Annotated in this window: 25 protein-coding genes; 13 read left to right on the forward strand and 12 right to left on the reverse strand. The window is 65.8% G+C overall.

Annotated features, from left to right (window positions below; translation table 11 throughout):
• Window positions 1-17: 17 nt before the first annotated feature.
• A complete protein-coding gene (locus ACIGJG_RS03165; RefSeq protein WP_220631318.1) occupies window positions 18-1241 on the reverse strand; it encodes an acetate/propionate family kinase in 1224 nt (407 codons plus the stop codon).
• A gap of 35 nt (window positions 1242-1276) precedes the next feature.
• Window positions 1277-2260 (reverse strand): phosphate acetyltransferase, encoded by a 984-nt coding sequence (locus tag ACIGJG_RS03170; RefSeq protein WP_011296814.1) that lies wholly within the window; start codon window positions 2258-2260, stop codon window positions 1277-1279.
• A 292-nt stretch (window positions 2261-2552) separates the two neighbouring features.
• Here ACIGJG_RS03170 and ACIGJG_RS03175 point away from each other — a divergent pair, with 292 nt between their 5' ends.
• Genes ACIGJG_RS03175 through ACIGJG_RS03195 form a run of 5 tightly spaced genes read left to right on the forward strand, consistent with a single transcriptional unit; the run spans window position 2553 to window position 7477 of the window.
• On the forward strand, window positions 2553-4928 hold the full coding sequence (locus ACIGJG_RS03175; RefSeq protein ID WP_483672738.1) for a DUF3141 domain-containing protein: 2376 nt from the start codon (window positions 2553-2555) through the stop codon (window positions 4926-4928).
• 33 nt (window positions 4929-4961) lie between these two features.
• Entirely contained in the window at window positions 4962-5741 is a 780-nt protein-coding gene (gene fabI / locus ACIGJG_RS03180) for an enoyl-ACP reductase FabI (RefSeq protein WP_011296816.1), read from the forward strand.
• Between the two features lie 29 nt (window positions 5742-5770).
• Window positions 5771-6049 (forward strand): RNA recognition motif domain-containing protein, encoded by a 279-nt coding sequence (locus ACIGJG_RS03185; RefSeq protein ID WP_483672739.1) that lies wholly within the window; start codon window positions 5771-5773, stop codon window positions 6047-6049.
• Between the two features lie 52 nt (window positions 6050-6101).
• Window positions 6102-6896 carry a TOBE domain-containing protein gene (locus tag ACIGJG_RS03190; protein ID WP_483672740.1) on the forward strand — a complete coding sequence of 265 codons (795 nt, stop codon included), beginning with the start codon at window positions 6102-6104 and terminating at the stop codon, window positions 6894-6896.
• A gap of 41 nt (window positions 6897-6937) precedes the next feature.
• On the forward strand, window positions 6938-7477 hold the full coding sequence (locus tag ACIGJG_RS03195; RefSeq protein WP_011296819.1) for a class IV adenylate cyclase: 540 nt from the start codon (window positions 6938-6940) through the stop codon (window positions 7475-7477).
• On the opposite strand, the gene ACIGJG_RS03200 is transcribed toward ACIGJG_RS03195, so the two are convergent.
• The 5 genes from ACIGJG_RS03200 to ACIGJG_RS03220 all read right to left on the reverse strand — a co-directional run bounded on the left by ACIGJG_RS03200 (window position 7447) and on the right by ACIGJG_RS03220 (window position 11131).
• Window positions 7447-8169, reverse strand: a complete 723-nt coding sequence (locus ACIGJG_RS03200; protein ID WP_011296820.1) for an ATP-binding cassette domain-containing protein — start codon at window positions 8167-8169, stop codon at window positions 7447-7449. The two genes, ACIGJG_RS03195 and ACIGJG_RS03200, sit on opposite strands and share 31 nt — an antisense overlap.
• A gap of 8 nt (window positions 8170-8177) precedes the next feature.
• Entirely contained in the window at window positions 8178-8894 is a 717-nt protein-coding gene (gene modB / locus ACIGJG_RS03205; RefSeq protein ID WP_011296821.1) for a molybdate ABC transporter permease subunit, read from the reverse strand.
• 18 nt (window positions 8895-8912) lie between these two features.
• Window positions 8913-9713, reverse strand: a complete 801-nt coding sequence (gene modA / locus ACIGJG_RS03210) for a molybdate ABC transporter substrate-binding protein (protein WP_011296822.1) — start codon at window positions 9711-9713, stop codon at window positions 8913-8915.
• Between the two features lie 218 nt (window positions 9714-9931).
• On the reverse strand, window positions 9932-10126 hold the full coding sequence (locus ACIGJG_RS03215) for a DUF1059 domain-containing protein (RefSeq protein ID WP_011296823.1): 195 nt from the start codon (window positions 10124-10126) through the stop codon (window positions 9932-9934).
• Window positions 10127-10189: 63 nt separating this feature from the next.
• Window positions 10190-11131, reverse strand: coding sequence for a 2-hydroxyacid dehydrogenase (locus tag ACIGJG_RS03220; protein WP_483672741.1), 942 nt, complete (start codon window positions 11129-11131; stop codon window positions 10190-10192).
• 160 nt (window positions 11132-11291) lie between these two features.
• Between ACIGJG_RS03220 and ACIGJG_RS03225 the strand changes: the two genes are divergently transcribed.
• A complete protein-coding gene (locus ACIGJG_RS03225; protein WP_011296825.1) occupies window positions 11292-11843 on the forward strand; it encodes a nucleoside 2-deoxyribosyltransferase in 552 nt (183 codons plus the stop codon).
• Between the two features lie 759 nt (window positions 11844-12602).
• Here the strand turns inward: ACIGJG_RS03225 and ilvD are convergent.
• Window positions 12603-14276, reverse strand: coding sequence for a dihydroxy-acid dehydratase (gene ilvD, locus ACIGJG_RS03230; RefSeq protein ID WP_483672742.1), 1674 nt, complete (start codon window positions 14274-14276; stop codon window positions 12603-12605).
• A gap of 128 nt (window positions 14277-14404) precedes the next feature.
• Between ilvD and ACIGJG_RS03235 the strand changes: the two genes are divergently transcribed.
• The gene (locus ACIGJG_RS03235) at window positions 14405-15361 is read left to right on the forward strand and encodes a LysR family transcriptional regulator (protein WP_011296827.1); all 957 of its coding nucleotides are present in this window, start codon (window positions 14405-14407) and stop codon (window positions 15359-15361) included.
• A gap of 17 nt (window positions 15362-15378) precedes the next feature.
• Complete coding sequence (gene lgt, locus ACIGJG_RS03240; RefSeq protein ID WP_011296828.1) at window positions 15379-16209, forward strand: prolipoprotein diacylglyceryl transferase; 831 nt, start codon at window positions 15379-15381, stop codon at window positions 16207-16209.
• An 18-nt stretch (window positions 16210-16227) separates the two neighbouring features.
• Here the strand turns inward: lgt and ACIGJG_RS03245 are convergent, their stop codons facing one another.
• Together ACIGJG_RS03245 and ACIGJG_RS03250 are read right to left on the reverse strand one after the other, a co-directional pair.
• Window positions 16228-17271, reverse strand: a complete 1044-nt coding sequence (locus ACIGJG_RS03245) for a M48 family metallopeptidase (RefSeq protein WP_483672743.1) — start codon at window positions 17269-17271, stop codon at window positions 16228-16230.
• A gap of 50 nt (window positions 17272-17321) precedes the next feature.
• Window positions 17322-18422, reverse strand: a complete 1101-nt coding sequence (locus tag ACIGJG_RS03250; protein ID WP_483672744.1) for a YjgN family protein — start codon at window positions 18420-18422, stop codon at window positions 17322-17324.
• Between the two features lie 751 nt (window positions 18423-19173).
• Here ACIGJG_RS03250 and ACIGJG_RS03255 point away from each other — a divergent pair.
• From ACIGJG_RS03255 to ACIGJG_RS03275, 5 genes are all read left to right on the forward strand, one after another.
• Complete coding sequence (locus ACIGJG_RS03255) at window positions 19174-19908, forward strand: GntR family transcriptional regulator (protein ID WP_483672745.1); 735 nt, start codon at window positions 19174-19176, stop codon at window positions 19906-19908.
• On the forward strand, window positions 19905-21347 hold the full coding sequence (locus ACIGJG_RS03260) for a malonyl-CoA decarboxylase domain-containing protein (protein WP_011296832.1): 1443 nt from the start codon (window positions 19905-19907) through the stop codon (window positions 21345-21347). The genes ACIGJG_RS03255 and ACIGJG_RS03260 overlap by 4 nt, the downstream gene beginning before the upstream one ends.
• 146 nt (window positions 21348-21493) lie before the next feature.
• Entirely contained in the window at window positions 21494-22498 is a 1005-nt protein-coding gene (locus ACIGJG_RS03265; RefSeq protein ID WP_140949600.1) for a Bug family tripartite tricarboxylate transporter substrate binding protein, read from the forward strand.
• A 3-nt stretch (window positions 22499-22501) separates the two neighbouring features.
• The gene (locus tag ACIGJG_RS03270; RefSeq protein WP_140949601.1) at window positions 22502-23284 is read left to right on the forward strand and encodes an enoyl-CoA hydratase/isomerase family protein; all 783 of its coding nucleotides are present in this window, start codon (window positions 22502-22504) and stop codon (window positions 23282-23284) included.
• 92 nt (window positions 23285-23376) lie between these two features.
• Window positions 23377-24930: a malonate--CoA ligase gene (locus tag ACIGJG_RS03275; RefSeq protein WP_140949602.1), complete on the forward strand. Its 1554-nt coding sequence runs from the start codon at window positions 23377-23379 to the stop codon at window positions 24928-24930.
• A 43-nt stretch (window positions 24931-24973) separates the two neighbouring features.
• On the opposite strand, the gene ACIGJG_RS03280 is transcribed toward ACIGJG_RS03275, so the two are convergent.
• Entirely contained in the window at window positions 24974-25678 is a 705-nt protein-coding gene (locus ACIGJG_RS03280) for an SIMPL domain-containing protein (RefSeq protein WP_011296836.1), read from the reverse strand.
• Window positions 25679-25799: 121 nt separating this feature from the next.
• Window positions 25800-26612: a sulfite exporter TauE/SafE family protein gene (locus ACIGJG_RS03285; RefSeq protein ID WP_140949603.1), complete on the reverse strand. Its 813-nt coding sequence runs from the start codon at window positions 26610-26612 to the stop codon at window positions 25800-25802.
• Window positions 26613-26630 lie beyond the last annotated feature (18 nt).

Below are 26630 nucleotides of genomic sequence, written 5' to 3' on the forward strand. Positions count from 1 at the left end.
CGAGCGCCGCGCCGGCCTTACAGCTTGCCGCTTTCGCGCAGGATGCGCGCGGTGCTCAGCGCGATCATGCCTTCCTCGTCGGTGGGCAGCACCAGCACCGGCACGCGGCTGGCGTCGCTGCTCACGCGCTGGCTGTTGTCGTTGTTGGCCGCGTTGTCCAGGCTGATGCCGAACAGGTCCGTCAGGTGTGCGCAGATGCGTGCGCGCACCGGCGGCGAATTGGCGCCGATGCCGGCGGTGAACACCAGCGTGTCCAGGCCGCCGAGCGTGACGGCCAGCTTGCCGATCTCCTGCGCCGCGCGGTAGGCGTAGAAGTCCACCGCGAGCCGCGCGCGCGGCTCTTCGCTCGCCAGAAGCGCGCGCATGTCGCTGCTGACCCCTGATAGTCCCTTCAGGCCGGAAGCGCCATACAACATCGTCTGGATCGCGTCGGCGGTCATGCCCTGCTGCGCCAGCCACAGCACCGCGCCCGGGTCGATGGAGCCGCAGCGCGTGCCCATCGGCATGCCGTCTAGCGCCGTCAGTCCCATGGTGCTTTCCACGCTGCGGCCATCGCGCATGGCGCACAGGCTTGCGCCGTTGCCCAGGTGGGCCACGATCACGCGGCCCGCGGCGACGTCAGGTGCCACCTGGCCCAGGCGCCGGGCGATGTACTCGTAGGACAGCCCGTGGAAGCCGTAGCGCCGGATGCCCCGCTCGTAGTACTCGTAGGGCAGCGCTATCAACTGGGCAAGCATGTCGTGCCCGGCATGGAAGGCCGTGTCGAAACAGGCGACTTGCAGCAGGTCAGGGGCGGCCTTGCGCACCGCACGGATCGCAGTGAGGTTATGGGGCTGGTGCAGCGGCGCCAGCGGGATCAGCGCCTCGAGGCGCGAGATCACGTCGTCGTCGATGCGCACGGCCTGCGCGAAGTCGCTGCCGCCGTGGACCACGCGGTGGCCGATGGCGACCGGCGGGTTGTCGCGCAGCCCCACGCTCAGCACCAGGCGTATCAGGCGGAAGGCTGCGTCGTGGTCGGCGACCTGCGCGACGGGAAACGATTCGTCGGCGACGACATGGCCATCGGCCATGCTCGCGCGCAGCCGCGGCGCGACGCCGATGCTTTCGATCTGCCCGTGCGCGCTCAGTACGGGGTTGATATCTGCGTTGTCATGCGCGGCTTCCGGCACGGTGTAGACGGAAACCTTGACGCTGGAAGAGCCGGCATTGACGACCAGGATGACGGGATGGGTGGCACTCACGCTCGATGCACTCCGCATAAGGTGGGGGGGGCAGCTCAGACCGGTACGGCGGCTTCGGCGCTGCGGCGCGCATGCGCGAGCAGGACCGCGATGGCGCAGCTGCCGATGCGCGCGCGCACGCTGTCGGCGCGGCTGGTCAGGATGATGGGCACGCGAGCCCCCAGCACGATGCCGGCGGCTTCGGCGCCCGCCAGGAAGGTGAGCTGCTTGGCCAGCATGTTGCCGGCTTCGAGGTCGGGTACGAGAAGGATGTCAGGGTCGCCGGCCACTTCCGAGTCAATGCCCTTGGTCACGGCGGCCTCGCGGCTGATGGCGTTGTCGAACGCAAGCGGGCCGTCGAGCAGCGCGCCGGTGATCTGCCCGCGCCGGCTCATCGTGCACAGCGCCGCGGCATCGATCGTCGACGGGATCTTGTCGGTCACGGTTTCCACGGCTGACAGGATGGCCACCTTCGGGCGCTCGACGCCGAGCACGCGCACGAGGTCGATCGCATTGCGGCAAATGTCGGCCTTGTCATTGAGCGTGGGGAAAATGTTCACCGCGGCATCGGTGATGAACAGCGGCTTGTGGTAGCTCGGCACATCCATCGCGAATACGTGCGACAGTCGCCGGCCCGTACGCAGGCCGCTGCCCGAGGCGGTCACTTCGTGCAGCAGTTCATCGGTGTGCAGGCTGCCCTTCATGAGCAGCTCCGCTTCACCATTGCGCACCGCTTCGACCGCCCGCGCGGCGGAGGCATGGCTATGCGGCGTATCGATGATGACGGTATCGCCGAGCGGTAGCCCCTGTTCGGCCGCGACTTCACGGATACGCGCTTGCGGACCGAACAGGATTGGCACGATCAGTCCGAGGCTGGCGGCTTGCATCGCACCGCTCAGCGATGAGGCGTCGCACGGGTGTGCCACGGCAGTGGGAATCGGCGGCAGGCCGGCGCAGCGTGCCAGCAACGTGGCGTACTTGTCGGTGCCGGGGGGGCCGGGCTCGGCAGGCAGAGACAGGGCGGACGAGGCAGCAGTCATGGCGGATTCCGGTCAGGTTGGTCGGCATGTTGCGCTGCGCAAGGCGCATCGGGCCCAGTATAGGCCACGAATCTTTCCTTTCCGTCATTCCGGATGTGCTGAAATGCCCACGCAGCGCTGCAACGAGGTGCGCAAACCGGCTCACGAGCGACACGTTTCCGCGATTGCCATTGGCACGACACGCTGGTAGGCTTGTTTTTGCTGCTTAGCACAACGCGTCACATCCAGATGTTCCCGAAGGACTGTTCCGGCACGCGTGGCGCGTCCGCCGACACCAATCAGGGGAAGTGGAATGTCAGCTAGCGAATCCACCGGCACGCCGGGCACGCAGTCCGGCCAGCCTGAATCCAACGGTGCACTGGCGCAGTTCGGCGCCTTCGCCCCGTTCTTTGCGTGGCCATGGGCCGCCGTCGAATACGGCGTCGATGCGTGGCAGCGCTCCATCCTGCTGCAGGACATCCTGCGCCAGCGCGGCAATGAATCCACCGAGCACGAGCGTGAAGGCATGCCGCCCGTGCTCGTGTTCGAGCACGAGACGCTCGCTGACGCGCGCACGCTGCCCGAGCCGGTCAACTACGCGCTGCTGCGCATCATCCCGCCCGCCGACATGCCGACCGATCCGGCCAAGCGGCCGTTCGTCGTCATCGACCCGCGCGCTGGACATGGTCCCGGCATTGGCGGCTTCAAGGCGGACAGCGAAATCGGCATCGCGCTGCGCATGGGGCACCCGTGCTACTTCATCACGTTCTTCCGCGACCCATGTCCGGGCCAGACCATCGAGGCCGTCGCGCGCGCCGAGGCCGGCTTCATGAAGATCATCAACGAACGCCACCCTGACGCACCCGGCAAACCGTTCGTGGTCGGCAACTGCCAGGCGGGCTGGGCGCTGATGATCCTCGCGGCGGTGGCACCGGACGCCGTCGGCCCGCTGCTGGTGGCCGGCGCGCCGCTGTCGTACTGGGCGGGCGTGCGCGGCACCAACCCGATGCGCTACAGCGGCGGCCTGCTTGGCGGCTCCTGGCTCGCCTCGCTGACGGCGGACCTGGGCAATGGCCGCTTCGACGGCGCATGGCTCGTGCAGAACTTCGAGCAGCTCAATCCTTCAAACACGCTGTGGGGCAAGCTCTACAACGTCTACGCGAAGGCCGATACGGAAGGTCCGCGCTTCCTCGAGTTCGAGCGATGGTGGGGCGGCCACTTCCTGATGAACCGCGCCGAGATCGACTGGATCGTGCAGAACCTGTTCGTCGGCAACCGCCTCACCGCAGGGCAGGTGCGCAGCGCCGACGGCAAGACGGTGGTGGACCTGCGCAACATCCGCTCGCCGATCGTCGTGTTCGCGTCGTGGGGGGACAACATCACGCCGCCGCAGCAGGCGCTGAACTGGATTCCCGACCTCTACGCGACGGACGAGGAACTGGTGGCCAATGACCAGGTCATCGTGTACTGCCTGCATCCGACCGTCGGGCACCTCGGCATTTTTGTTTCGGCTGGCGTGGCCAACCGCGAGCACAGCGAACTGTTTTGCGCGCTCGATCTTATCGACGTGCTGCCGCCGGGCCTGTACGAGGCGAAGATCGAGGACATCGCGCCGGGTACGCCGCATCGCGACCTCATCGAAGGACGCTACATGGTGCGCTTCGAGCGCCGCAAGATTGCCGACATCCTCGCACTGGACGATGGTCGCGAAGATGAGCGTCCGTTCGAGGTGGTGCGCCGGATTTCGGAAGTCAACCAGCATCTCTACGACACCTTCGCGTCGCCAGTGGTGCGTGCCTCAACGACCGAGCTCACCGCCGAGGCCGCGCGCGCCGTTCACCCGTCGCGCCTGGAGCGCTCGCTCGCCACCGACAACAATCCGTGGATGGCGTGGATCCGCGCACTGGCGCCGATGGTGCGCGAGCACCGGCAGCCGGTCGCGCAGGACAATCCGTTCCTGACAATGGAGCGCGCGGTGTCGGCGCAGATTATCAGCGCCCTGGACCAGTACCGCGATGCGCGCGATGCCTGGTATGAACTCGCGTTCGAAACCCTTTACCAGTCGCCGATGATGGCGGCGCTGGTGGGCATGCAGGCGCACGCGCCAGTCAACCTGGAATCGCCGGTGACGGTGCAGTTGCGCAAGGAACTGGCACAGCGCCGACTGAGCGACGCCCAGGCGGCCACGGAACAGGGCGGTATGCGCGAAGCTTTCGTGCGGATCCTGGCCTACGTGGCTGACGCCAACGCGGCGATCGAGGAGCGACCGTTCAACCTGCTGCGCCAGATGGCGCGCGAACAGCCGGAAGGGCGCGGCCGCCTGACGCTGGCCGAGTTCAAGTCGCTCGTGCGGCAGCAGACCTCCATCGTGCAGCTTGACCGCCAGCGCGCGCTCCGTGCGCTGCCGCAACTCGTACCGGACGAGGACGAGCGGCGCAGGCTGATGGTGGCCGCGCATCGCGTACTGACCGTGATCGCACCATTGGAGGGTGAACGCCTGACGCGCTACCGCGAAGTGGCCGACATGCTTGGCACCGACCACGCGCATGGCGGGCCACAGCCGATCGAGCCGGCGGTCGCGCCAGGGGCTTCGGCGGCAAAGTCCGGCAACGGACGCGCGCGGGTAACGCGTCCCGAAGCAAGCAACACGCAGACGACCGGCAAGCGCAACGCCGGTCCGCGCACTTAGCCATCACTGACTGAAGCCTTCCGGGAGTTCGCCATGGTGCAAGTATCGAGTCCGCCGCTGGCCGGCGCGCGTGTGCTGATCGTCGGCGTCGCCAATGCCGATTCGATTGCCTGGGGATGTGCGCGCGCATTCCGCGAACTGGGCGCGGAGATCGCGCTGACGTATCTCAACGACAAGGCCCATCCCCACGTCGCGCCACTGGCCGAAGCGGTGCAGGCGCCGATCCTGATGCCGCTCAATGTCGAGGACGACACGCAGATGGACGCGCTGTTCGCACGCATTGCCAGCGACTGGGGCCGGCTCGATGCCGTCGTGCACTCGGTCGCGTTTGCCCCGAAGGAAGACCTGCAGGGCGGGCTGATCAACTCTTCCGCGGCAGGCTTCGCGCGCGCGATGGATATCTCGTGCCACTCGTTCATCCGCATGGCGCGGCGCGCAGTACCGCTGATGACCCAAGGCGGCACGCTGTTCGCCATGAGCTATGAGGGCGCGAACCGCGTGGTGCCCAACTACGACCTGATGGGGCCGGTCAAGGCCGCGCTGGAAGCGAGTTGCCGCTATCTTGCGCACGAACTCGGGCCGCGAGGCATCCGCGTGCATGCGATTTCGCCGGGACCGCTCAAGACGCGCGCGGCATCGGGCCTGAAGGACTTTGACCTGATGCTTGCCGAGGCCGCGGGACGTGCGCCGCTCGGCGAACTGGTCGACATCATGGACGTCGGCTTCGCGACGGCCTACCTGGCCACACCGTATGCACGGCGCATCTCCGGCAACACGATGTACGTGGATGGCGGCGTGCACATCATGGCCTGACGCGCGTAGGTTCGAGGGCCACGAAAGCCATGCAGATACTGATCCGCGGCCTGCACCGCGACGTGACCGAAGCGATGCTGCGCGACATGCTCGCGCGGCATGCGCCGGTCAACGCCGTGGAGATCGTGCGCGATGGCGATCCCGAGCGTCCGTGGGCGTGGGTGGACCTGGCGGTCGACCGTTTCATGGCGTGGAGCCTGATGCGGCAGATGGACCGGCAGGTCTTTGCCGGCGGACGCATGCACTGGTACATCCCCGTGCATCAGGAGCCCGAAGGACGGCTTGGCGGCGCAAAGCGATTACCATAGCCGCATTCCGACTCTGTCGCGCCGCCATCGCAAAGGCGGCGCCATTCACGCCATGCTTGAACTCCAGGGGGCCATCTGGTTCCGCGCCGGCTCGCAGGACTGGGGCGGCAAGGACCGCATCGCGCTGCTGGCCGCCATTGGCGAGCAGGGCTCGATCACGGCCGCCGCGCGCGCCGTAGGCATCAGCTACAAGGCCGCGTGGGATGCCATCGACGCCATGAACAACAGCGCGGGCGAAGCGCTCGTGGTGCGCGCCGCCGGCGGCAAGGGCGGCGGCGGCACGCGACTGACCGAGCGCGCCGAGCAGTTGATCCGGACCTATCGTGCGCTCGAGGAAGAACACCGGCGCTTCGTCGCGCATCTCGGCCGCCTTGGCGATGCCGCCGCGGAAGACCTTAACGTGATGAGGCGTTTCATGATCCGTACCAGTGCGCGCAACAAGCTTTTCGGCAAGGTGGAAAGCGTCCGCGGCGGCGCGGTCAATGACGAGGTGGTGCTGGCCTTGCCGGGCGGGCAGACCATCGTGTCGACGATCACGCACGAGAGTGTCGAGACGCTGGAACTGCAGGCCGGCGTCGAGGCGTTCGCGCTGGTGAAGGCGTCCTCCGTCCTGATCGGCCTGCCCGACCCGGGCCTGCGTCTGTCCGCGCGCAACCAGTTGCCCGGCGTGGTGTCGCGTGTCGTGCCGGGCGCGGTCAATGCCGAAGTCGTGCTGGACCTCGACGGCGGTGGCAGTGTCGCGGCCATCGTCACCAATGAAAGCGTGCAGACGCTGGCGCTTACGCCAGGCGTGCACGCGCTCGCGATCTTCAAGGCATCTGCCGTGATCCTCGGCGTGGTCGGGTAGGCTGCGCTGAGCGTCCGTCATTCCCGTTACGCAGATAACCCATGGCAAGAAACGTAGAAATCAAGGCACGCCTGGACAGCATTGGCGCCATCGAATCACGCGTCGCCGCGCTGGCAAACAGCGGTCCCGAACGGATCGAGCAGGACGACACCTTTTTCCCGTGCTCCAACGGCCGGCTCAAGCTCCGCGCGTTCGGGCCGGATCGCGGCCAGCTGATCTTCTATGCGCGTGCCGACCAGGCCGGTCCCAAGGAAAGCTTCTACATCCTGTCGCCGACGGCATCGCCCGATACGCTGCGTGCGGCACTGGCGGCTGCGCAAGGCGAAGTGGGACGCGTGCGCAAGCTGCGCACGCTGTACCTGGTGGGCCGCACGCGCGTGCATCTGGATCGCGTGGAAGGGCTGGGCGATTTCCTCGAGCTCGAAGTCGTGCTGGCCGACGACGAAAGCGTCGCGGCCGGCGTGGCCGAGGCGCATGGCCTGCTCGAACGGCTCGGGGTAGAAGCGGGCGCCCTGATCGAGGGCGCCTATGTGGACCTGCTGCGCGCGGTTCAGACCACGCCGGCTCGCAGCGGGGCGTAGACGGGCGGATGCTGGCGCGTGTTGCCACTGCCGTAGATCCTGCCTTCGCGAATCTCCAGCACGTGCTCGCCAAGGGCCTCCACATCGGCCGGATCATGCGAGATCACGAGCATCGGCACGTCCAGGCTGGCTTGCAGCGCGCGCAATTCCTCGCGCATGCGGATGCGCAGGGCCGGGTCCAGCGCGGAGAACGGTTCGTCGAGCAACACGATATCGGGCTGCGCGACCAGCGCGCGCGCGAGTGCCACGCGCTGTTTCTGTCCGCCTGAAATCTCGGCCGGGTAGTTTCCGACGATCTCGCGCAGGCCGAAGGCTTCGATCCACCGCTGCGCTTCCGGATGGGTGCCGCCGCGGCGCGGATTGCGCCAGCCCTTCGCGAGACCGAACGCGATATTCTGGCCCACGGTCAGGTGCGGGAACAGCGCGTATTCCTGGAACAGGTAAGCCACGCGGCGTTCCTGCGGACGCACGTTGATGCCGGCGTCGGCATCGAACAGCGTGCGGCCGTTGAGCACGATGCGGCCCGCGTCGGGCATCAGCAGCCCGGCGATCGCGCGCAGCGTCAGGCTCTTGCCCGCGCCGGATGGCCCGAACAGCGCAATGCGCCGGCTGTCCGAATCGAAGGCGATGTCGAGCGCGAACTGGCGGTCGGAAGAGACCATGCGCTTGCGGATGCTGACTTGCATGCCCATGGCGTGCCTCACTGGACCGGGCGCGTGCGCCGCAGGCGTCCGCGCTCGTAGATTTCCGCCGGGTTGCGCGCTGTGGCCGGCACCAGCCGTCCGGCCACCACCAGCAGCACGATGCACGTGACCGAGGTCACCAGCACCAGCAGGTTAGCGGTGTTGTCGTCGCCGGCCTGCACGGCTTCGTAGATCGCGACGGATAGCGTCTGCGTGCGTCCGGGCAGGTTGCCGGCGATCATCAGCGTGGCACCGAACTCACCGAGCGCGCGCGCAAATGCGAGCAGCACGCCGGCCCCGATGCCGCGCGCGGCCAGCGGCAGTGTCACGCGGAAGAAGATGCCGGCTTCCGGCACGCCCAGCACGCGTGCCGCGTTCTCGAGCTGGTGGTCCACACCTTCAAACGCAGCGCGGGCCGATTTCAGCACCAGCGGAAACGCAACGATGGTCGAGGCCAGCACCGCGCCCTGCCACGTGAACACCAACTCGATGCCAAGTTTGACGAGCCACTCGCCAAACACGCCGCGGCGGCCCACCAGTACCAGCAGGTAGTAGCCGAGCACCGTCGGCGGCAGCACCAGCGGCAGGGTCAGCACCGCATCGACGACATCGCGTGCCGGCGAACGCCAGCGCGCCAGCGCGTAGGCCGCCGCCACGCCGAGCACGGCATTGAGCGCGGTAGCCCAGCCCGCGACCTTCAGCGACAGCAGCAGTGGTACCCAGACAGCGTCCATGGCTTGCGGCGATTCCGGTCAGGGCTTCTGAAAGCCGTAGCGCGCCAGGATGGCCTGGCCTTCGGCCGACATCACATAGCTGACGAAGGCTGTCGCCTGCGCGTTCTGTTTGGTCACGCTGGTTACGGCAATGGGGTAAGTCACCGGCGTGCGGCTCGGCACGCGCACGGCTACCTTGACCTTGTCGGGCATGACCGCCGCATCGGTGGCGAACACGAAGCCGGCCTCAACCTCGCCGCGTGCCACGTAGTCCAGGCTCTGGCGCACGTTCTGCGCGAGCACGCCCTTGGCGGAAACCGCGTTCCACTGGCCGGCGGCTTCCAGCGCGCTCTTGGTGTAGCGGCCAACCGGCACGGAAGCCGGGTTGCCGAAGGCGACGCGCTTCACCTCGGGTTTGGTCAGGTCCTGCAGCGAGCCGAGGTTGAGCTTGCTGTCTTGCGGCACGATCATCACGATCTGGTTGGCGGCGAAGTCGCGGCGCGTCGCCGGGACCACGACCTTCTCGGCCTGGGCTTTGTTCATGGCCTCCTGGTCCGCCGAGGCAAACACGTCGGCCGGCGCGCCCTTGACGATCTGCTGCATCAGCACGTCCGATGCGCCGAAGTTCAGCACGACCTTGGTCTCCGGATGCGCCTTCTCGTACGACTCGGCCAGGGTCTTGAACGCATTGGTCAGGCTTGCGGCTGCCGATACCACGAGGTCCGCGCCAAAGGCAGGCGGTGCGGCCAGCGCCAGGGCGGCCAGCGCGGCGCTGGCGACATGAACGGCACGGCGCCGAAAAGCCCAGCCCGGCGAACGGTCGGTGCGGGAGGTGTGCATGGAAAGATTCCTGGGAGACACGCGCGTGCGCGCATGGCCTGGGGTGTACTGTCAGGCGCAATATAAGGCTGTATATAGCGAGGCGTCAATGTTGCGCCATCACGGCCAGTATGGGTATTGGCAAAGGCACAAGGCGGGTATCACGCGCGGCGAATGCCGCACAGGACGGAATTGCAGGGCAGGGACATGGCGCGCCGGAACTGGCGCGCCAGACGGGTTCAAGCAGGCGGAGCGCCGTCCTTGAACATGGTTTTCAGCTGCGCGCGCAGCTCAGGCGTGTCCTGATGCTGGTGCACGGCCACGGCATGCTGGACCGCGGCTTCGAGCAGTTCGTCTTCGCTGTCGGCGCTAAGCGCGACCGTACAGTTTGTGTCGCTCGGGTAGTCGCGGCAATCGACATACTTGCGTCCCATATCGCCTCCTGACGCCGGCCTGGTAACCGGCGTTTTCCAGTATAGGGCGCAGGTTAGCGTCGGTTACAGGACCGGAGTGAGCACCTTGCCGGTGTCCAGGAACGCTTCCAGATTCTGGAGCGTAAGGGCAGTCATGGCAGCGCGCGTTTCATGGGTGCCGCTGGCCATGTGCGGTGCCAGCACGACATTGTCGAGCGCCAGCAGCGCGGGCGGGACATTGGGTTCGTCGCGGAACACGTCGAGTCCCGCGCCGCCGAGCCGGCCTGCAACCAGCGCCTCGACCATCGCGGCCTCGTCGATCACGCTGCCGCGCGACACGTTGACCAGGATGCCCTTGGGACCCAGCGCGTCGATGACCTCGCGCGAGACCAGTCCGGCAGTTTCCGGGCCGCCGACAACGGCCACCACGAGGAAGTCGGCCCATGCCGCCAGCGCTTTCAGGTCGCCTTCGAAGCGCCACGGCGCACCGTCGCGCGGGCGGCGGTTGTGGTACGCGATCTCCATGTCGAAGCCGCTGGCCCGGCGCGCCACGATCTCGCCGATTCGACCCAGGCCCAGGATGCCGAGCTTCTTGCCGGACACCCTCGTGGTCAGCGGAAAGCCGCCTTGCGGCCAGCGCTGCGCACGCACGAAGCGGTCGCCATGCGCAATGCCGCGCGCCGCGTCGATCAGCAGCCCGAAGGCCAGGTCGGCCACGCAGTCGTTGAGCACATCGGGCGTATTGCTGACCTGGATGCCGCGTGCGCGTGCCGCATCCAGTGCGATGGAGTCATAGCCCACGCCGAAACTGACAATGGCCTCGAGCTTCGGCAGCGCACCGATCAGTGCCGCCGTGCAGCCATGGCGCGCGGACGTCACCACCACGCGCACCTCGCCGCCGTGCTCGCGCGCCCACGCCAGCGGATCAGCCTGCTGCCACAGCGCGGCCGCGCTGAAGCGTTCCTGCAGCGTGGAATTGGTCTGCGGCGCGAGCGGGCCGACCTGAAGGATCTGGATAGCGGACATGAAACGTGTGGAGAGCGGAAGCGATGAATGGAGAGGCGCGGGCTGTATGCCCAGGCCGGCAATAGTAGCGCAGCCCCCACGATCTTGCCGGCCACTGCCGTGCGCGCTGCGTTATGCTGGCAATCGTGCCGATCCACCGCCGCGCATATGCGCCCATGCCATGAAGACCCTCTACCTGGCCGGTTTCGATGTGTTCCGCGAAGATGCCCTCGACCGGGGCAGGAAGCTCAAGGCGCTGTGCGCCGAGTACGGCTTTGAAGGGCTGTATCCGCTCGACAAGCAGGTGCCGGCGGGCCTGCAAGGGCCCGACGCCGCGCGCTGGATCTACGACGCCAACATCGCGCTGCTGCGCCGCGCCGACATGGTCATGGCCAATCTCGACGACTTTCGCGGGCTGGGCGAGCCGGACTCAGGCACGGTCTTCGAGGTCGGGTTTGCCGTGGCGCTGCAGAAGCCGGTATGGGGTTATTTTGCTGACGCCGGGACGCTGTGCGAACGGGTGGGAGTGGATACGGATGACGAAGGTCGCGCGCGCGATGCAAAGGGTTTCCTCGTCGAAGATTTCGGCTTGCCGAAAAACCTGATGCTCGCGTGTCCGGTCAGACTGGTGCGCGGTGGGCCGCTGGAATGCCTGCAGGCGATGGTCGATGGTGAGCGGCGGCGCGCCGTGCGACGGGAGCGGGAGGCGGGGTTTTGGGATGGGGATGATTGAGGTGTTTGGGGGGGGCGTGCTTGGCATGCGCCGCTGTTTCGCCGGCGTAGCCGGCGACCTACTTTTACCCGAGCGGTAAAAGTAGGCAAAAGCGCGTTTACGGCTTGCCCCAAAGGGGCGAATTTTTATCGTAGTGTGCCAGGGGTGTTGTACGGGTATGGGCTTCAGAGTCCGTCAGGCTGCCTGCCGCGTGGGGCACGACCGTGGTCGGGAATACAGCGCTGATTGAACGAGCCCTGCAAGCGTTCGTGGCCCCTGCTGCTGGCGATATCGTGTGATCGCCTTCGGCTGCGCTGCGCGCAGAGCCCAAGTCTGAGCACGCAGGCTCAGGGCAAACCACGCCTCAGTAACGATGCCCCTGCATTGATGCGCCAAGTAGAGAGAGGGAGAAGAAAACTGACCTCGGGCGCCAGCGACATTGATGAACTCGCACCCCGACGACGACGTGCGCGCAGCGCAGCCGAAGGCGTCCCACCCCTGACGCTATTGGAACGCTGTACCTATACGTGGTCGGGGCTCGTTCAAAAGTCGGTTGTCGTCAGGCACCGCGCTGAAAACCTACGCGTAGCAGGGTCGAACGGCCGACCACCATGGCAGGCGTCCAAAGCCGTTTGAACCACTGCCGCCGCGGAATTGATGGCCAGCGGCAGCGACGCTTTCTTGCCTACTTCTTGTCGCTTGGACAAGAAGTAGGTCGCCGGCTACGCCGGCGAAACAGCGGCGCATGCCAAGAGCGATACCCCAGCCCGAACCTCTCCTTCAATCCGTCACCGCCCCCTTACTGGCCGTCGACGCCAGTCGAGCAAACTTGGCCAATACCCCCCGTGTATAACGCGCAACAGGTTGTTTCCACTCAGCCCGGCGGCGAGCCAACTCCTCATCCGACACATTCACCTGCAACACCAGCTTGTGCGCATCGATCGTGATCGAATCCCCTTCCCGCACGAGCGCAATATTGCCGCCTACATACGCTTCCGGCGCGACATGGCCGACGACCATCCCCCAGGTGCCCCCGGAGAACCGGCCATCGGTGATGAAGCCCACCGACTCTCCCAACCCCTTGCCAATAATGGCTGACGTAGGCGCCAGCATTTCCGGCATCCCGGGCCCGCCCTTGGGCCCAAGATAGCGCAGCACCAGCACATCCCCCGCATTGATCTTGTCGGCCAGGATCGCCTCCATCGCGCTCTGTTCATCCTCGAACACCCGCGCCGGCCCGGTGATGACCGGATTCTTCAGGCCGGTGATCTTGGCCACCGCGCCTTCCTCGGCGAGATTGCCCTTCAGGATCGCCAGATGCCCCTCCGCATAGAGCGCCTTCTCGATTGGCATGATCACGTCCTGGTCGGCCCGCGGCTGGTCCGGCACGTGTTCCAGCTCTTCAGCCAGCGTGCGGCCTGTGATGGTCAGGCAGTCGCCATGCAGCAGTCCGGCCTTCAGCAGGATCTTCATGACCTGCGGGATGCCGCCCGCCTTGTGCAGGTCGGTGGCCACGTACTGGCCCGACGGCTTCAGGTTGCAGATCACAGGCACCTTGCGACGGATGCGCTCGAAATCGTCGATGGTCCATTCGACTTCGGCCGAGTGCGCAATGGCCAGGTAGTGCAGCACCGCGTTGGTCGAGCCACCGGTGGCCATGATCAGCGCGACGGCGTTTTCGATCGACTTGCGCGTGATGATGTCGCGCGGCTTGATGTCCTTCTTGATCGCCTCGACCAGCACGCGCGCCGATTCGGCAGCGCTATCGACCTTTTCCTGATCGGGGTTGGCCATCGTCGACGAATACAGCAGCGACATGCCAAGCGCCTCGAACGACGAGCTCATCGTATTGGCGGTGTACATGCCGCCGCACGATCCGGTCGACGGACAAGCGTTCCTTTCCACGCCCTCGAAATCTTCTTCGCTCATGCGGCCGGCGGTGAATTCGCCCACGGCCTCGAACGACGACACGATGGTCAGGTCCTTGCCCTTCCAGTTGCCGGGCTTGATGGTGCCGCCATAGACGTAGATGCCCGGCACATTGGTGCGCGCGAGCGCGATCATGCCGCCCGGCATGTTCTTGTCGCAGCCGCCGATCACCACCACGCCGTCCATCCACTGGCCCTGGGCGGCGGTCTCGATGCAGTCGGCAATGACTTCGCGCGAGATCAGCGAGTACTTCATGCCCTCGGTGCCCATCGACATGCCGTCGGAGATCGTCGGCGTGCCGAATACCTGCGGATTGGCGTCCGAGGCCTTCACGGCGTCGATCGCGGCGTCGGACAGGCGCTGCAGGCCGGCGTTGCACGGCGTGATCGTCGAGTGGCCGTTGGCGATGCCGACCATGGGCTTGTCGAAGTCTTCCTTCTGGTAGCCCAGCGCGTAGTACATCGAGCGGTTCGGGGAACGCGCCACACCTTGCGTGATGTTGCGGGAGCGTTTGTTGAATGCCATGGTCGTGTCTCCGGGGAATGTTCTTCGGCTGAGGCTCGGGGGTTTGCGCAAAGAATGCGACTTGCGTTTTGGAGTGTCAAATATATTATTTGACCTTTATTGAGTCGAAAAACATATCAGGAGCGGTTTTGGACCTGCGCCAGCTGCGGTACTTCGTCACGGTGGCGGAAGAGCTGCATTTCGGAAGGGCGGCCACGCGGCTAGCCATGACGCAGCCGCCGCTTTCCCAGCAGATTCAGTCGCTGGAAGAGGAAATCGGCGTGCAGTTGTTCGTGCGCACGCGCCGTTCGGTGATGATGACGCCGGCCGGGCAGCAATGGCTGCCCGAGGTTCGCCGCGTGCTCGCTGACGCTGCGGCGTTGCCGGGGCTTGCCCAGAGGCTGGCACGCGGGGAGATCGGCTCGCTCGTGCTGGCCTTCGTCAGCACCGCCGATTACGGCATCCTGCCCGACCTTCTGCGGCGGTTTCGCGCGCAGCATCCGGAGGTCCAGCTTCAGTTGCGTGAAGCCACCAGCGATGTCCAGCTCGAAGCATTGAGCGAAGGCAGCATCGACGCGGGGCTGGTGATTCGCCCCCAGTTGCCGGCGATGCCGCATGGCCTGTCCTACCTGCCGCTGGTGCGCGAACCGCTGGTGCTGGCCGTGCCGGACGGCTGGCGGCCCGCGCATGGCAGCATGCCGGCGGATGGCAAAGTTTCGCTGCGCGATGCCGCGCGCGAACCGCTGATCATTTTCCCGCGTCGAAGCGCGCCGGTTTTTTATGACATCATTACAGGCTACTATGCGCGCGACGGCTTGTCGCCAGTGATCGCGCAGGAAGCCATCCAGATGCAGACCATCGTGAGCCTGGTGTCTGCGGGCATGGGGGTGGCGCTGGTGCCGGCCTCGCTCTGCAACCTTCGCCGTACCGGCGTGTCGTACCTCGCGTTACGCGAGGCAGGGCCGCAGATCGAGACCGGGCTGCTCTGGCGCGAAGGCGCTGCCGGCGTCGCGCCGGCACTGCGTTCACTGATCGACATCGCGAGCGGGCTGTCCTCGGCGGAATCTGCGCAACCCTCAGTCTCCGCGGCGGCCGGGCCTTTTTAACTTCCACCCACCTCACCATGCTGATTCATCCCCAATTCGATCCCGTCGCCATCCATATCGGCCCGCTTGCCATCCGCTGGTACGGGCTGATGTACCTGGCCGGGTTCATCATGTTCCTGTGGTTCGGGCGCCTGCGCATTCGCCAGCCGCATATGGCGGCACGAGGCTGGGCCGCGCGCGACCTCGACGACATGCTCTTCTTCGGCGTGATGGGCGTGATACTGGGCGGCCGGCTCGGCTATGTGCTGTTCTACAAGCCGTCGTACTACCTCACGCACCCGCTCGAGATCTTCAAGGTGTGGGAGGGCGGCATGGCTTTCCACGGCGGGTTTCTCGGCGTGCTGGTGGCGATGTGGCTGTTCGCGCGACTGCGCCAGCGCCACTGGCTAGAGGTCACGGACTTCATCGCGCCGATGATCCCGTGCGGCCTGGCCGCCGGTCGGATCGGCAATTTCATCAACGGCGAACTATGGGGCCGGCCGACGGACCTGCCGTGGGGCATGATCTTCCCGCAGGCCGGCGACAATATTCCGCGCCATCCGTCGCAGCTCTACCAGTTCGCGGGCGAGGGCGTGGCGCTGTTCATCATCCTGTGGCTGTTCGCGCGCAAGCCGCGGCCGATGGGCGCGGTGTCGGGCGTGTTCCTGATCGGCTATGGCGGCTTCCGCTTTGCCGCGGAATTCGCGCGTGAGCCGGACAGCTTCCTCGGCCTGCTGGCGATGCACCTGTCGATGGGCCAGTGGCTGAGCCTGCCGATGATCCTGATCGGCATCGCGATGGTGGTGTGGGCCTATCGCCGGCAGGCGCGTTCCGGTGAGGAGCGCCCCGTGACCGATTCGGGCGCCTGAAAGCGCGCCCGCGCGCGGTCAGGAGCCTGCGGCGCGCAGTGCCTCGATCCGTTCGCGCGTGTGCGGATGCGTCGAGAGGAAATCGTCCAGCGGGGGTTCTTCCTCATGAGCACGCGGTGGGGCTTCTTTCTTGTCCCCACTGCGGTTTTGGTTCTCGAGCGCGACCAGCACATCGGCGAGCGCCGATGGCGGCAGCCGGTTGCGCTGCATGATCTGGATCGCATAGGCATCGGCCTCGCGTTCGTGCTCGCGCGAATAGCGCAGCGTCAGCATGGCGGCAGGCACGCCTGCCAGCACGGACGAAAAATCCCCGAACATATACGCTGCCAGCGCGCCGACCGCCGACGCCTGGATAACCTGCTGCAGACCATGGCGCTGCGCGATATGGCCAGCCTCGTGGGCGAGCACGCCCAGCATGCCGGCGCCCGTGCCGGCGATCCCCACGAGTTCGTCCGTCACAACGATGGTGCCGCCGGGCAAGGCCAGCGCATTGGCGCCCAGGCGTCCGCCGCGCCGGAACACGATCTGGTAGTCATGGCCGGGATCCTCTGGCCGCTTCAGCGACGCGAAGCCCGTACGGATGCGTGCCTGTTCGGCAGGCGGCACGCGGGTCGGATCGACCAGACCGTTGTCGAGGCTGGCCAGTGTCGCACGGCCAAGCTGCGCTTCCAGCGCGGGCGGCACGGCGCGCGCCATATGGGCCGCGCTCCACGGCAGCAGCACGTAGTAGCCGAGCACGAGCACAGCCACCAGTGCGGCCACGGCCATGCCCGCCATGCGCCAGCTGTTCTGCGCCCGGGCCACCCAGCCTTCCTGATGTCCCGTATCGGCCAGCAGCCGGTCGAATGCGGCGTGGTCGCTGACCTGGCAGAACGCGCCGTCCGCGAACGTCACGAGCCGCGGGGCGCGCCGGACCCGCTCCGATACTCGCAGCGACGACAGCGAAGCGCGCCGCAGTTCGGCGCCATCGGCATCGCGCAGTACGGCCTGGCCCGCATCCACAGCAAGCGTTGCCGGGTGCGCCCGCGACGAGCGGCCGTCGAAGTAGGTGACAGGAATCATCGGCGCAATTTCATCGGTGAGTCATTTCGGCCACGGCGACGAACGCGGGCTCAGAGCGCGATGTCGATGTCGTACCAGTCCGCGGCGGCATCGCCCAGCGCGCCGACATTCTCCGCCTGGCCCGCGACGAAGGCATCGAGCGGGCCGCGTGCCATCAGCGTCATGCACTCCACGCGGTAGCGTGCGGACCTGACCCGTGCGAATGGCAGGAACAGCCCCAGCGTGAGCGCGACACCGACCATGTTCGTCAGGAAAATATAGAACAGCCGGCTTGCCTTCACCTCGCTGCGGAAACTGTGCGGGGCCAGCGTGGTGTGGTTCCAGACGAGGTTCTGGAGCGCGGCATTGAAATACGGCCCGACGGCGAGCAGCGCCACATAAATGCCGAGCGTGCCCAGCAGGCCGGCGAAGACCGCGGCACCACGGCCGGAACCGGCACTGACGCCGAGGGCAATGCCGCCGACGGCGGCTACCACCACGACCACGACGGTCATCGCGAAGGTACGCAGGTACACACCATAGAACGAGGCGACGTCCGCATTGAACGCAAACGGCGCGGTGCCGAAGCACGTGTGGTTGTGCTGATACTGCTTCAGGCGCTGGTGTGCCAGTGGCGCGAGCGCGCCGAGCGTGAACACCGTGAGCAGCGGCCAGAGTACGAACACCTTGTACGCCTCGGCATCGCTGCCCGTGAACGCGAAGCGCAGTCCGCGGTAGCTCGAATTCGCCATGCGAAAGCGCAGCGAGCGCACCAGCAGCAAGGGGAATACCACCGCCAGCGCGATCGCAAGCAGGACTGCAAGCATCGGGGCCACCTTGCCGGCAATCTGGAACGCCAGGGCCAGCACGAATACGATCGCGCGCCCCTTGAGGATGGCCGCGGGCTTGCCGTGGTAGTCGAAAGTCGCACCATCCAGGCTGGTGTTGCGATAGAAATACTGGAGCGTGCGGACCTTGGCCCAGGCGGAATAGATGCCGAAGGTGACGATGGTCAGCACCGTATTGACGATCCAGATGCGGAAATACTCCGATCCCGTGCCGGTGAAGGCGAACTGCAGCGGCTGTGGTGCGGCGGTGTGCGTTGCAAGCGCCTGTCCGAAGTCGGGCGTTTCAGGTGGGGCGGGGAATGCGCTGTTGTTGCCGGTTTGCATCGTCTGGACTCCTGGTCGGATGGCGGTAGCAGTACCACGTCGTTTCATCCGTGCAACCAATTTGCGCGCGCCGATTGTGCCTTATTCCACATACGACGACAGTTCAAATTGGCAAATTCGCCACAAATGCGAAGGTCTTCAAGAGAAATCGAAAACCTGCACGTGCCGACAGTGTGACATTGGTCGTAACAAGCGAGAAACATTCTGTTACATGGATGGCGTCTTGTAACAAGTTGCTCATGGTCAACGTCAATAAAAACAATAACTTACCGCCCGTGGCACGATACTCGCTATCTCTGCTGTTACAAGAAAGCGGACCATGCCGATGTCCGCCATGAACGGGGCCAAGGGAGGACCTGCGGGACGGACAGGGGCGCCGGAACGACAAAAAAGGCAGACGGGAAAATTCGTGCACATGCGAGTGTGCGCGTCAAAGGGGGGCGCAGGGTCAGCGCCGGAAGTCCATGACCCACGCAGGACGGTGCCATCACGGCAGCGACCCGCGATGACATAGTCCACACGCCGTTTCTTTCAGGCGCGGACGGATGCCGGCAGGGAGGCCGGGCATCCGTCCGCCGCACCTCTATCCCTGCCCTCAGCAGTTCGCCCACATCGCTCTATCGCTCACTGACTTTGCGCGTTGCAACATTGAAATGCCTTGCCTGTGACTTATTGTTATCCATAATTATGAATTATGGGCTTGACGGCACAATGCGCGGAAGCCTTGAACCCCAGCTTTCGGCGGAGGCTCATGCGGATCATCCAGCAAGCGCTGTACCTTGAAGTTGCGAACCGCTTGCGCGGCATGATCGACGCGCACGCCCTCATGCCTGGTGCATGGATCGACGAGACCACGCTCGCGACCCAGCTTGGCATTTCGCGCACACCGCTGCGCGAGGCGCTCAAGGTGCTCGCCGCCGAAGGTCTGGTCCGGCTAGAGCCGCGACGTGGCTGCTTCGTCAACGAGTTGTCCGAGCGCGATCTCGACGAGATCTTCCCGCTCATGGCGCTGCTCGAGGGCCGTTGTGCCTACGAGGCGGCACGCAATGCCACGGCGCAGGACCTCGAAGCGCTTGAAGGGCTGCACGCCGAGCTGGCGCGGCATGCCGGCGCCGGCGATATCGACGCCTACTACGAAACCAATTTCCAGATTCACGAAGCGATCCAGCGGCTGGCCGGCAACCGCTGGCTGTCGGGCCTGATCAGCGACCTGCGCAAGGTGCTGCGGCTGTCGCGGCACAAGAGCCTGAAGCTGCCGGGTCGCATCAACGAATCGTGCGCGGAACACCTGAGCATTTTTTCGGCACTCAAGGCGCATGATCCCGAAGGCGCGGAAGCGCTGATGAAGACCCATCTGTTGCGCCAGCGCGTGGCGCTCACGGCGCTGGACCGCAGCGCGCAGGCCGGAACTGCCGTGCTGCACGCGCTCCCGAATGCTTCAACGGTTTCCTCAGTTTCATCACGCACCAAGGCGGATACCCCATGAGCTCCCTCGACTCCGGCGACCAGAAGATCAGCGCCCCGCTGGGCGTGAGTGAACCATCCGGCCCCAACCTGTTGTCCCGGATCGGCCGCTGGTGGGGCCGCAAGGGCGATGCGGAAGCCGCGCCAGTCCCGGCGAAGAACGCCGACCCGGCGCTGTTGCCCGCGCGCGTGGCGCGACGCCAGCGCGAACAGTTGCGGTTGTGCCTCGACGCGCGGCTGACCGACAGCAATGCCAACGCGGCGGCGCAGGCGTGGCAGGCGGAGTACGAGTCGGCGGACGAAGCCGTGCGCAGCGGGATGCTGGAGGTGCTGGCGGAAGTGGCCGGCAGCACGGGTCCGGAAGAGGGCGCGGCGGACGCCGATAAACCGGGCAAGTCCGCACGCGCCGGTTCCGGTCTGACGCAAGCCTTGTCGAATGCGCGCATCCGCTTCTTCAAGCGGCTGGCCGCGTTGCACGGCCAGCGCGGCAACAGTGCGTGCGGGCTGCATTTCCTGATCCATCTGCGTGCGGACATGCTGCGCTGGCAGCGGCGTATTCCGGGCCTGCGCGTGCTGGACGAGGACCTCGAAGCGCTGTTCTCCAACTGGTTCGATGTCGGCCTGCTGGAGTTGCAGCCCATCACGTGGGACTCGCCGGCGTCGCTGCTCGAGAAGCTGATCCGCTATGAAGCCGTGCATGAGATTTCATCGTGGACGGACCTGCGCAACCGGCTCGATTCCGACCGGCGCTGCTACGCGTTCTTCCATCCGCGCATCCCGCGCGAGCCGCTGATCTTCGTCGAGGTTGCGTTCGTGCCCGACATGGCCGCCAACGTGCAGACGCTGCTCGACGAGGCTGCGCCGCTGGAAGACCTGCGCCGCGTGAAATGGGCCATCTTCTATTCGATCTCGAACACACAGGCGGGACTGCGCGGGGTGAGCTTCGGCAACTTTCTGCTCAAGCGCGTGATCGAGGAACTGCAGCGCGAGTTTCCAAAGGTCAGGCAGTTCGCGACGCTGTCGCCGATTCCGGGGTTTGCCGACTGGCTGCGCAAGCTCGACGCCGCAGGCGTGGCCGGCGCGCTTGGCGAGAAGCGCATTGCACGGTGGAAAGAACGGCACGGCGAAGTGCCGGCCGATGGCGCGGCGTGGCTGGAAGCGTTGCCCGCAGATTCCCACGATGCCATCGTGCGTGACACGGCGCTCGCGCTTGCCGCTCACTACCTGGTGCGCGAACGCAGCCACGCCATGCCCGCCGACCCCGTGGCTCGCTTCCACCTGGGAAATGGCGCCTGCGTGGAACGGCTGAACTGGGGTGCAGACATGTCGCGAAAAGGCCGCACACAATCGTGCGGCATGATGGTGAATTACCTTTACGCGCCCGAGGCGCTGGATGACAATCTAGCGCGCCTTGGCGAAGGCAACCCGCGCATCAGCCGTGCAGTGGGGAAGCTGTTGTGACTCGGGTCAGGTCACGGAACACATGTCTTGGCGCCGCTGGCCCTTGACCTCCAAGGGTGGCTTTTGTCGGGCTTTACAAAGCAGAGAACAGAGAACGCAGGATCGGGATCAACTTTCCACATCGAGAGAAAGAGGAGACAGTGAAGATGAATCGTCGTCAGTTCAGCCTGGCCGCGTGCGCGCGCGCCACCGCCCTCGTCGCTGGCATTGCCGCAGGCATGGCATGGCAGGCGCCGTCGGCGCTCGCGGATACCTGGCCGTCCAAGCCGGTCACCGTGATCGTGCCGTTCCCCGCAGGCGGCGGCACCGATGCGTTCGCGCGTCCGCTGACCGCGCAACTTTCGAAGCAGCTGGGCAAGCAATTCGTGATTGATAACCGCGGCGGGGCCGGCGGCACGGTCGGTGCCAGTGTAGCGGCCAAGGCCGCGCCGGATGGCTACACGGTCTTCATCGGCGGCGCGCACCACGCGATTGCGCCGTCGTTCTACAAGAAGCTCGACTACGACATCGAGAAGGATTTCGTTCCCGTCACGGTCATCGCGCAGCCGCCGCAGGTCATAGTGGTGAACCCCACGCGCGTCCATGCCAATACGCTGCAGGAACTGCTCGACTATGCGCGCAAGAATCCGGGCAAGCTGAACTATGGCTCGGCAGGCAATGGATCATCGCACCATCTTGCCGGCGAGTTGTTCAAGCTGCAGACCAAGACGTTCATCACGCATATCCCGTATAAGGGCGCAGGGCCGGCGTTGTCGGACCTGATTGCCGGACAGGTCGACCTGATGTTCGACGGGCTCGGTTCATCCGCACAACATATCCGCGCGGGCCGCATCAAGGCGTTGGCCGTGGCATCGGCCAAGCGTTCGCCCGCGTTCCCGAATGTGCCGACTGCCGCGGAAGCCGGCGTGCCCAACTACGAAGTCTCGACCTGGTACGCGATGTGGGTGCCGAAGGGGACGCCCAAGGACATCGTCGACCGCCTGTACACCGAGACCGAGAAGGCGCTGAACACGCCGGAGCTCAAGCAGGTCTGGATCAGCAACGGCTCCGAAACGCCGCAATTCACGCAGGAGCAGTTCGCCCAGTTCCAGCGCAACGAGATCAAGCGCTGGGCGCAAGTGGTGCAACTCTCGGGCGCCAGGATCGACTGAGCGATGAGCGGTATTGTGCTTTTCGCCGTCGAGGGCACGACGGCCACCGTCACGCTGTCGCATTCGGGCAAGCTCAACGCGATATCGGCGCAGATGTGGCAGGCGCTGGCCGACGGCTTTACGCGGCTGTCGGCCGATACTTCGCTGCGCTGCGTGGTGGTGCGCGGCGCCGACGGCAATTTTGCCGCTGGCGCCGACATTGCCGAGTTTCCAGTGGTGCGTGGCGATGAGGCTGCGGTACGCCGCTACCACATGGAGATCATCGCTCCGGCGCTGCAAGCCATTGCCAATTGCCTGCACCCGACCGTTGCGAAGATCGAGGGCGTATGTGTCGGTGGTGGACTGGAGATCGCCTGCCATTGTGACCTGCGCATCGCTGCGGATAACAGCCGCTTCGGAGTGCCGATCAACCGGCTCGGTTTCCCGATGGCGCCGGGCGAACTGCAAGGCCTGCTGGCGCTCGCCGGTCGCGCCGTCGCGCTCGAGATCCTGCTTGAGGGCCGTGTCTTCGATGCAGCCGAAGCACGCGACAAAGGCCTGCTGACACGCGTTGTGCCGGCTGGCGCACTGGCGGCGGAAGTCGACGCCGCCGTGCGCCGCATCACGGCCGGTGCCCCGGCCGCGGCGCGCATCAACAAGGCCACGATCCGGCGGCTTTCGCCGCAGCCGCAACCGCTGAATGCCGAGGAGCTCGACGCGCACTTTGCCTATGCCGAAGGCGGAGACCATGCCGAGGGCGTGGCCGCGTTCCTTGCGCGCCGGCCGCCGCAATTCGAAGGGAAGTAGCGCATTTCGTTGCCAGATTTCCCGATTACAATCGTCCATCGCTCACACGCGCCCGGAGCCCGGATCCGGAAGCTACCGTCTTCATCCGCACCATGAACGCCAATCTGTTCGCACTGTTCGAAACCCGCTTTCCCGCCGACCGTACCGCCTGCTGCATCGAAACGCACGACGGCCTGTACTACAGCTGGGACGACCTTGACCGCGCCACCGCCAAGCTCGCGAACCTGCTGGCCGGCCTCGGCCTGCCCGAAGGCGCACGCGTGGCCGTGCAGGTGGAAAAATCGCCCGAAGCGCTGTTCCTGTACCTGGCCACGCTGCGCGCGGGCTATGTCTACCTGCCGTTGAACACGGCGTACCAGGAAGCGGAGATCGACTACTTCATCGGCAATGCCGAGCCGTCGGTGGTCGTCTGCAGCAGCAAGAATTTCGCCTGGGTGTCGAAGGTGGCATTCCGCCACGGCACCAGCTATGTCTTCACGCTCGACGAAGACCGATCGGGCTCGCTGCTGTCGCGCGCCGCGGCCCGGCCCGATACGTTCGAGACCGTGCAGCGCACGGAAGATGACCTCGCGGCCATCCTCTATACCTCCGGGACCACGGGCCGCAGCAAGGGCGCGATGCTCACGCATGGCAACCTGTCGGCCAACGCGCAGACGCTGCACGAATACTGGGGCTGGCGCAGCGACGACGTGCTGCTGCACATGCTGCCGATCTTCCACGTGCACGGCCTGTTCGTGGCGTCGCACGGTGCGCTGCTGGCTGGTGCCAAGATGATCTGGGCGCCGAAGCTCGACATGGCGCAGGTGCTCAAATTCCTGCCGCGTTCCACGGTGATGATGGGCGTGCCGACCTACTACGTGCGCATGCTGCAGGAGCCGCGCTTTGACGATGACACCTGCCGCCGCATGCGGCTGTTTGTGTCGGGCTCGGCACCGCTGCTGCTCGAAACATTCGAGGAATTCCGCAAGCGCACGGGCCACACGATCCTCGAGCGCTACGGCATGAGCGAGACCGTGATGCTGGTTTCCAATCCGTACGACAGCGCGCTTGGAGAGCGCATCGGTGGCACGGTCGGCGTGCCGCTGCCGGGCGTGTCGGTGCGCGTGGTCGATGGCGAAGGCAAGCCCAGCGCGATCGGCGAGATCGGCAATATCGAGGTCAAGGGCCCGAACGTGTTCAAGGGCTACTGGCGCATGCCTGAGAAGACGAAGGAAGAATTCACGTCGGATGGCTGGTTCAAGACCGGCGACGTGGGCCGTTTCGGCGGCGCGATCGTCAGTCAGGCGGGCGAGCGTCGGGTGCCTGACAACTACGTGACCATCGTCGGCCGCAGCAAGGACCTGATCATTTCCGGCGGCTACAACGTGTACCCGAAGGAAATCGAGAGCTTTATCGACGAGATGCCGGGCGTGGCGGAAAGCGCGGTGATCGGCGTGCCGCATGCCGACTTCGGCGAGGCTGTGGTGGCGGTCGTGGTGAAGAAGCCAGGTGTCGACCTGGATGAGACCGAGCTGATCGGCACGCTCAAGGGCCGCATCGCCAACTTCAAGGTGCCCAAGCGCGTCCACGTGGTGGAAGAGCTGCCGCGCAACACGATGGGCAAGGTGCAGAAGAACGTGCTGCGGCAGCAGTTCGCCGCACTCTGAACGTCGACTTGACGGCCAGCCCGAGCGGCTGGCCGTTTTCGTCTTACTTCAGCATTTGCACCGACCCATTCACCGACACGGTGACCTGCGTCTTGCCGCCCTCGACGGGCACCGGTGCAGCGGAATCCGACATCATGGCCTTGGCCGCACCATACATGCGCGGCATTGGCGGTACCACGCCGCTCTCGTTCACATTGACTTCGCGGATCGTATAGCTGCTGTAGCCGAACAGCTTGGACGTGGCTTGCGCCTTGTCGCGGAACGAACTGACGGCCTGCTCGGTGAGCTTGCCTTCCGCAGCCAGGCGCGCTTCGCGCGACAGCGAGAACGCAATGCCCTGCACCTGCATCTGGTTCGCAAGGTCGCCAGCCAGCTTTGATACGGCGGCGAAGTCGCGCGATTGCAGGATGACTTCCGAACGGCCGCGCCATGTGCTGATGCGGCCGTTGCGGTCGGTGGTCGGACGGATCGTGAAGCCGCCCGATTCGGCCTGCACGCCCGGCGTACGCTTGGCCTGGTTGATCACGGCTTGCGTGCGGGTCGAAAGCTGCGACGAGATCGCGCCCGGCTCCGCGCCTTCCTGCTCTGCAGCCAGCGTGAGGTGCACGACATCAGTCGGCACTTCGGTCACGGCCTGCGCGGACAGTGCCAGCACGCCGGACGGCACCTCGGCATGGCCTGGCATGCCCTGTGCGGACGCGGCCAGCGCGGACGTGCCAAGCAGGGTGGCGGCAAGCAGTTGTTTCATCTTGTTCTCCCGGTCAAAGTGATGGGTATGAGACGCGAACTGCCTGCAATCGTTCCCGGTGCGATGGATGCCGGTGCATCGTCGGTGTATCGGGAAATTGCAGCCCCGTGTGTGGGCGGCTTCAGAAGGCGTTCCAGGCCTTCCACATCATGTAGCTCGCCAGGCAGAGCAGCAACACCGCAAACGCTTTCCTGAGCTGGCCCACGTCCATCCGGTGCGCGGTGCGCGCGCCCAGCGGCGCTGTCAGCACGCTGGCCACCGCAATGGCGACCAGCGCAGGCAGGTAGATATAGCCAAGCGATCCGGCCGGCAGGCCCGGCTGCTGCCATCCGCTCCAGATGTAGCCGACCACGCTGGCGACTGCGATCGGAAAGCCCAGAGCCGCCGATGTAGCCACGGCGTTGTGGATCGGCACGTTGCACCAGGTCATGAACGGCACGGAGACGAAGGCGCCGCCGGCGCCGACCAGGCTGGAAAGGAACCCGATCGCTGACCCCGCGCCCACCATGCCCGGCACGCCCGGCAATTGCCGGCTCGGCGCGGGCTTCCGGCTGCGCAGCATCTGCAGTGCGGAAAAACCGACGAAGCAGGCGAACGCGAGCGACAACCAACTCGTCTTGAGTGCCGCGAACACCTTGCCGCCGCCGATCATGCCGCCGAGCAGGATCCCTGGCGCAAGCGCAAGCACGATCGGCCAGCGCACCGCACCGCGCTTGTGGTGGGCGCGCACCGATGACAGTGACGTGAAAAGGATTGTGCCCATCGACGTGGCGATGGCCATATGGACGATCGCTTCGCCGGAAAAGCCGAGACTCGTGAACAGCAGCGTGAGGAAGGGCACCATCATCATGCCGCCGCCCACGCCGAGCAGGCCGGCACAGAAGCCGGTAAAGGCGCCCAGCGCAAGCAGGGCGGGAATCAGGGCAAGGCTCATGGAACAGAAAGCGTCGCG

The organism is Cupriavidus sp. C1SS-2L (genome assembly GCF_057073735.1).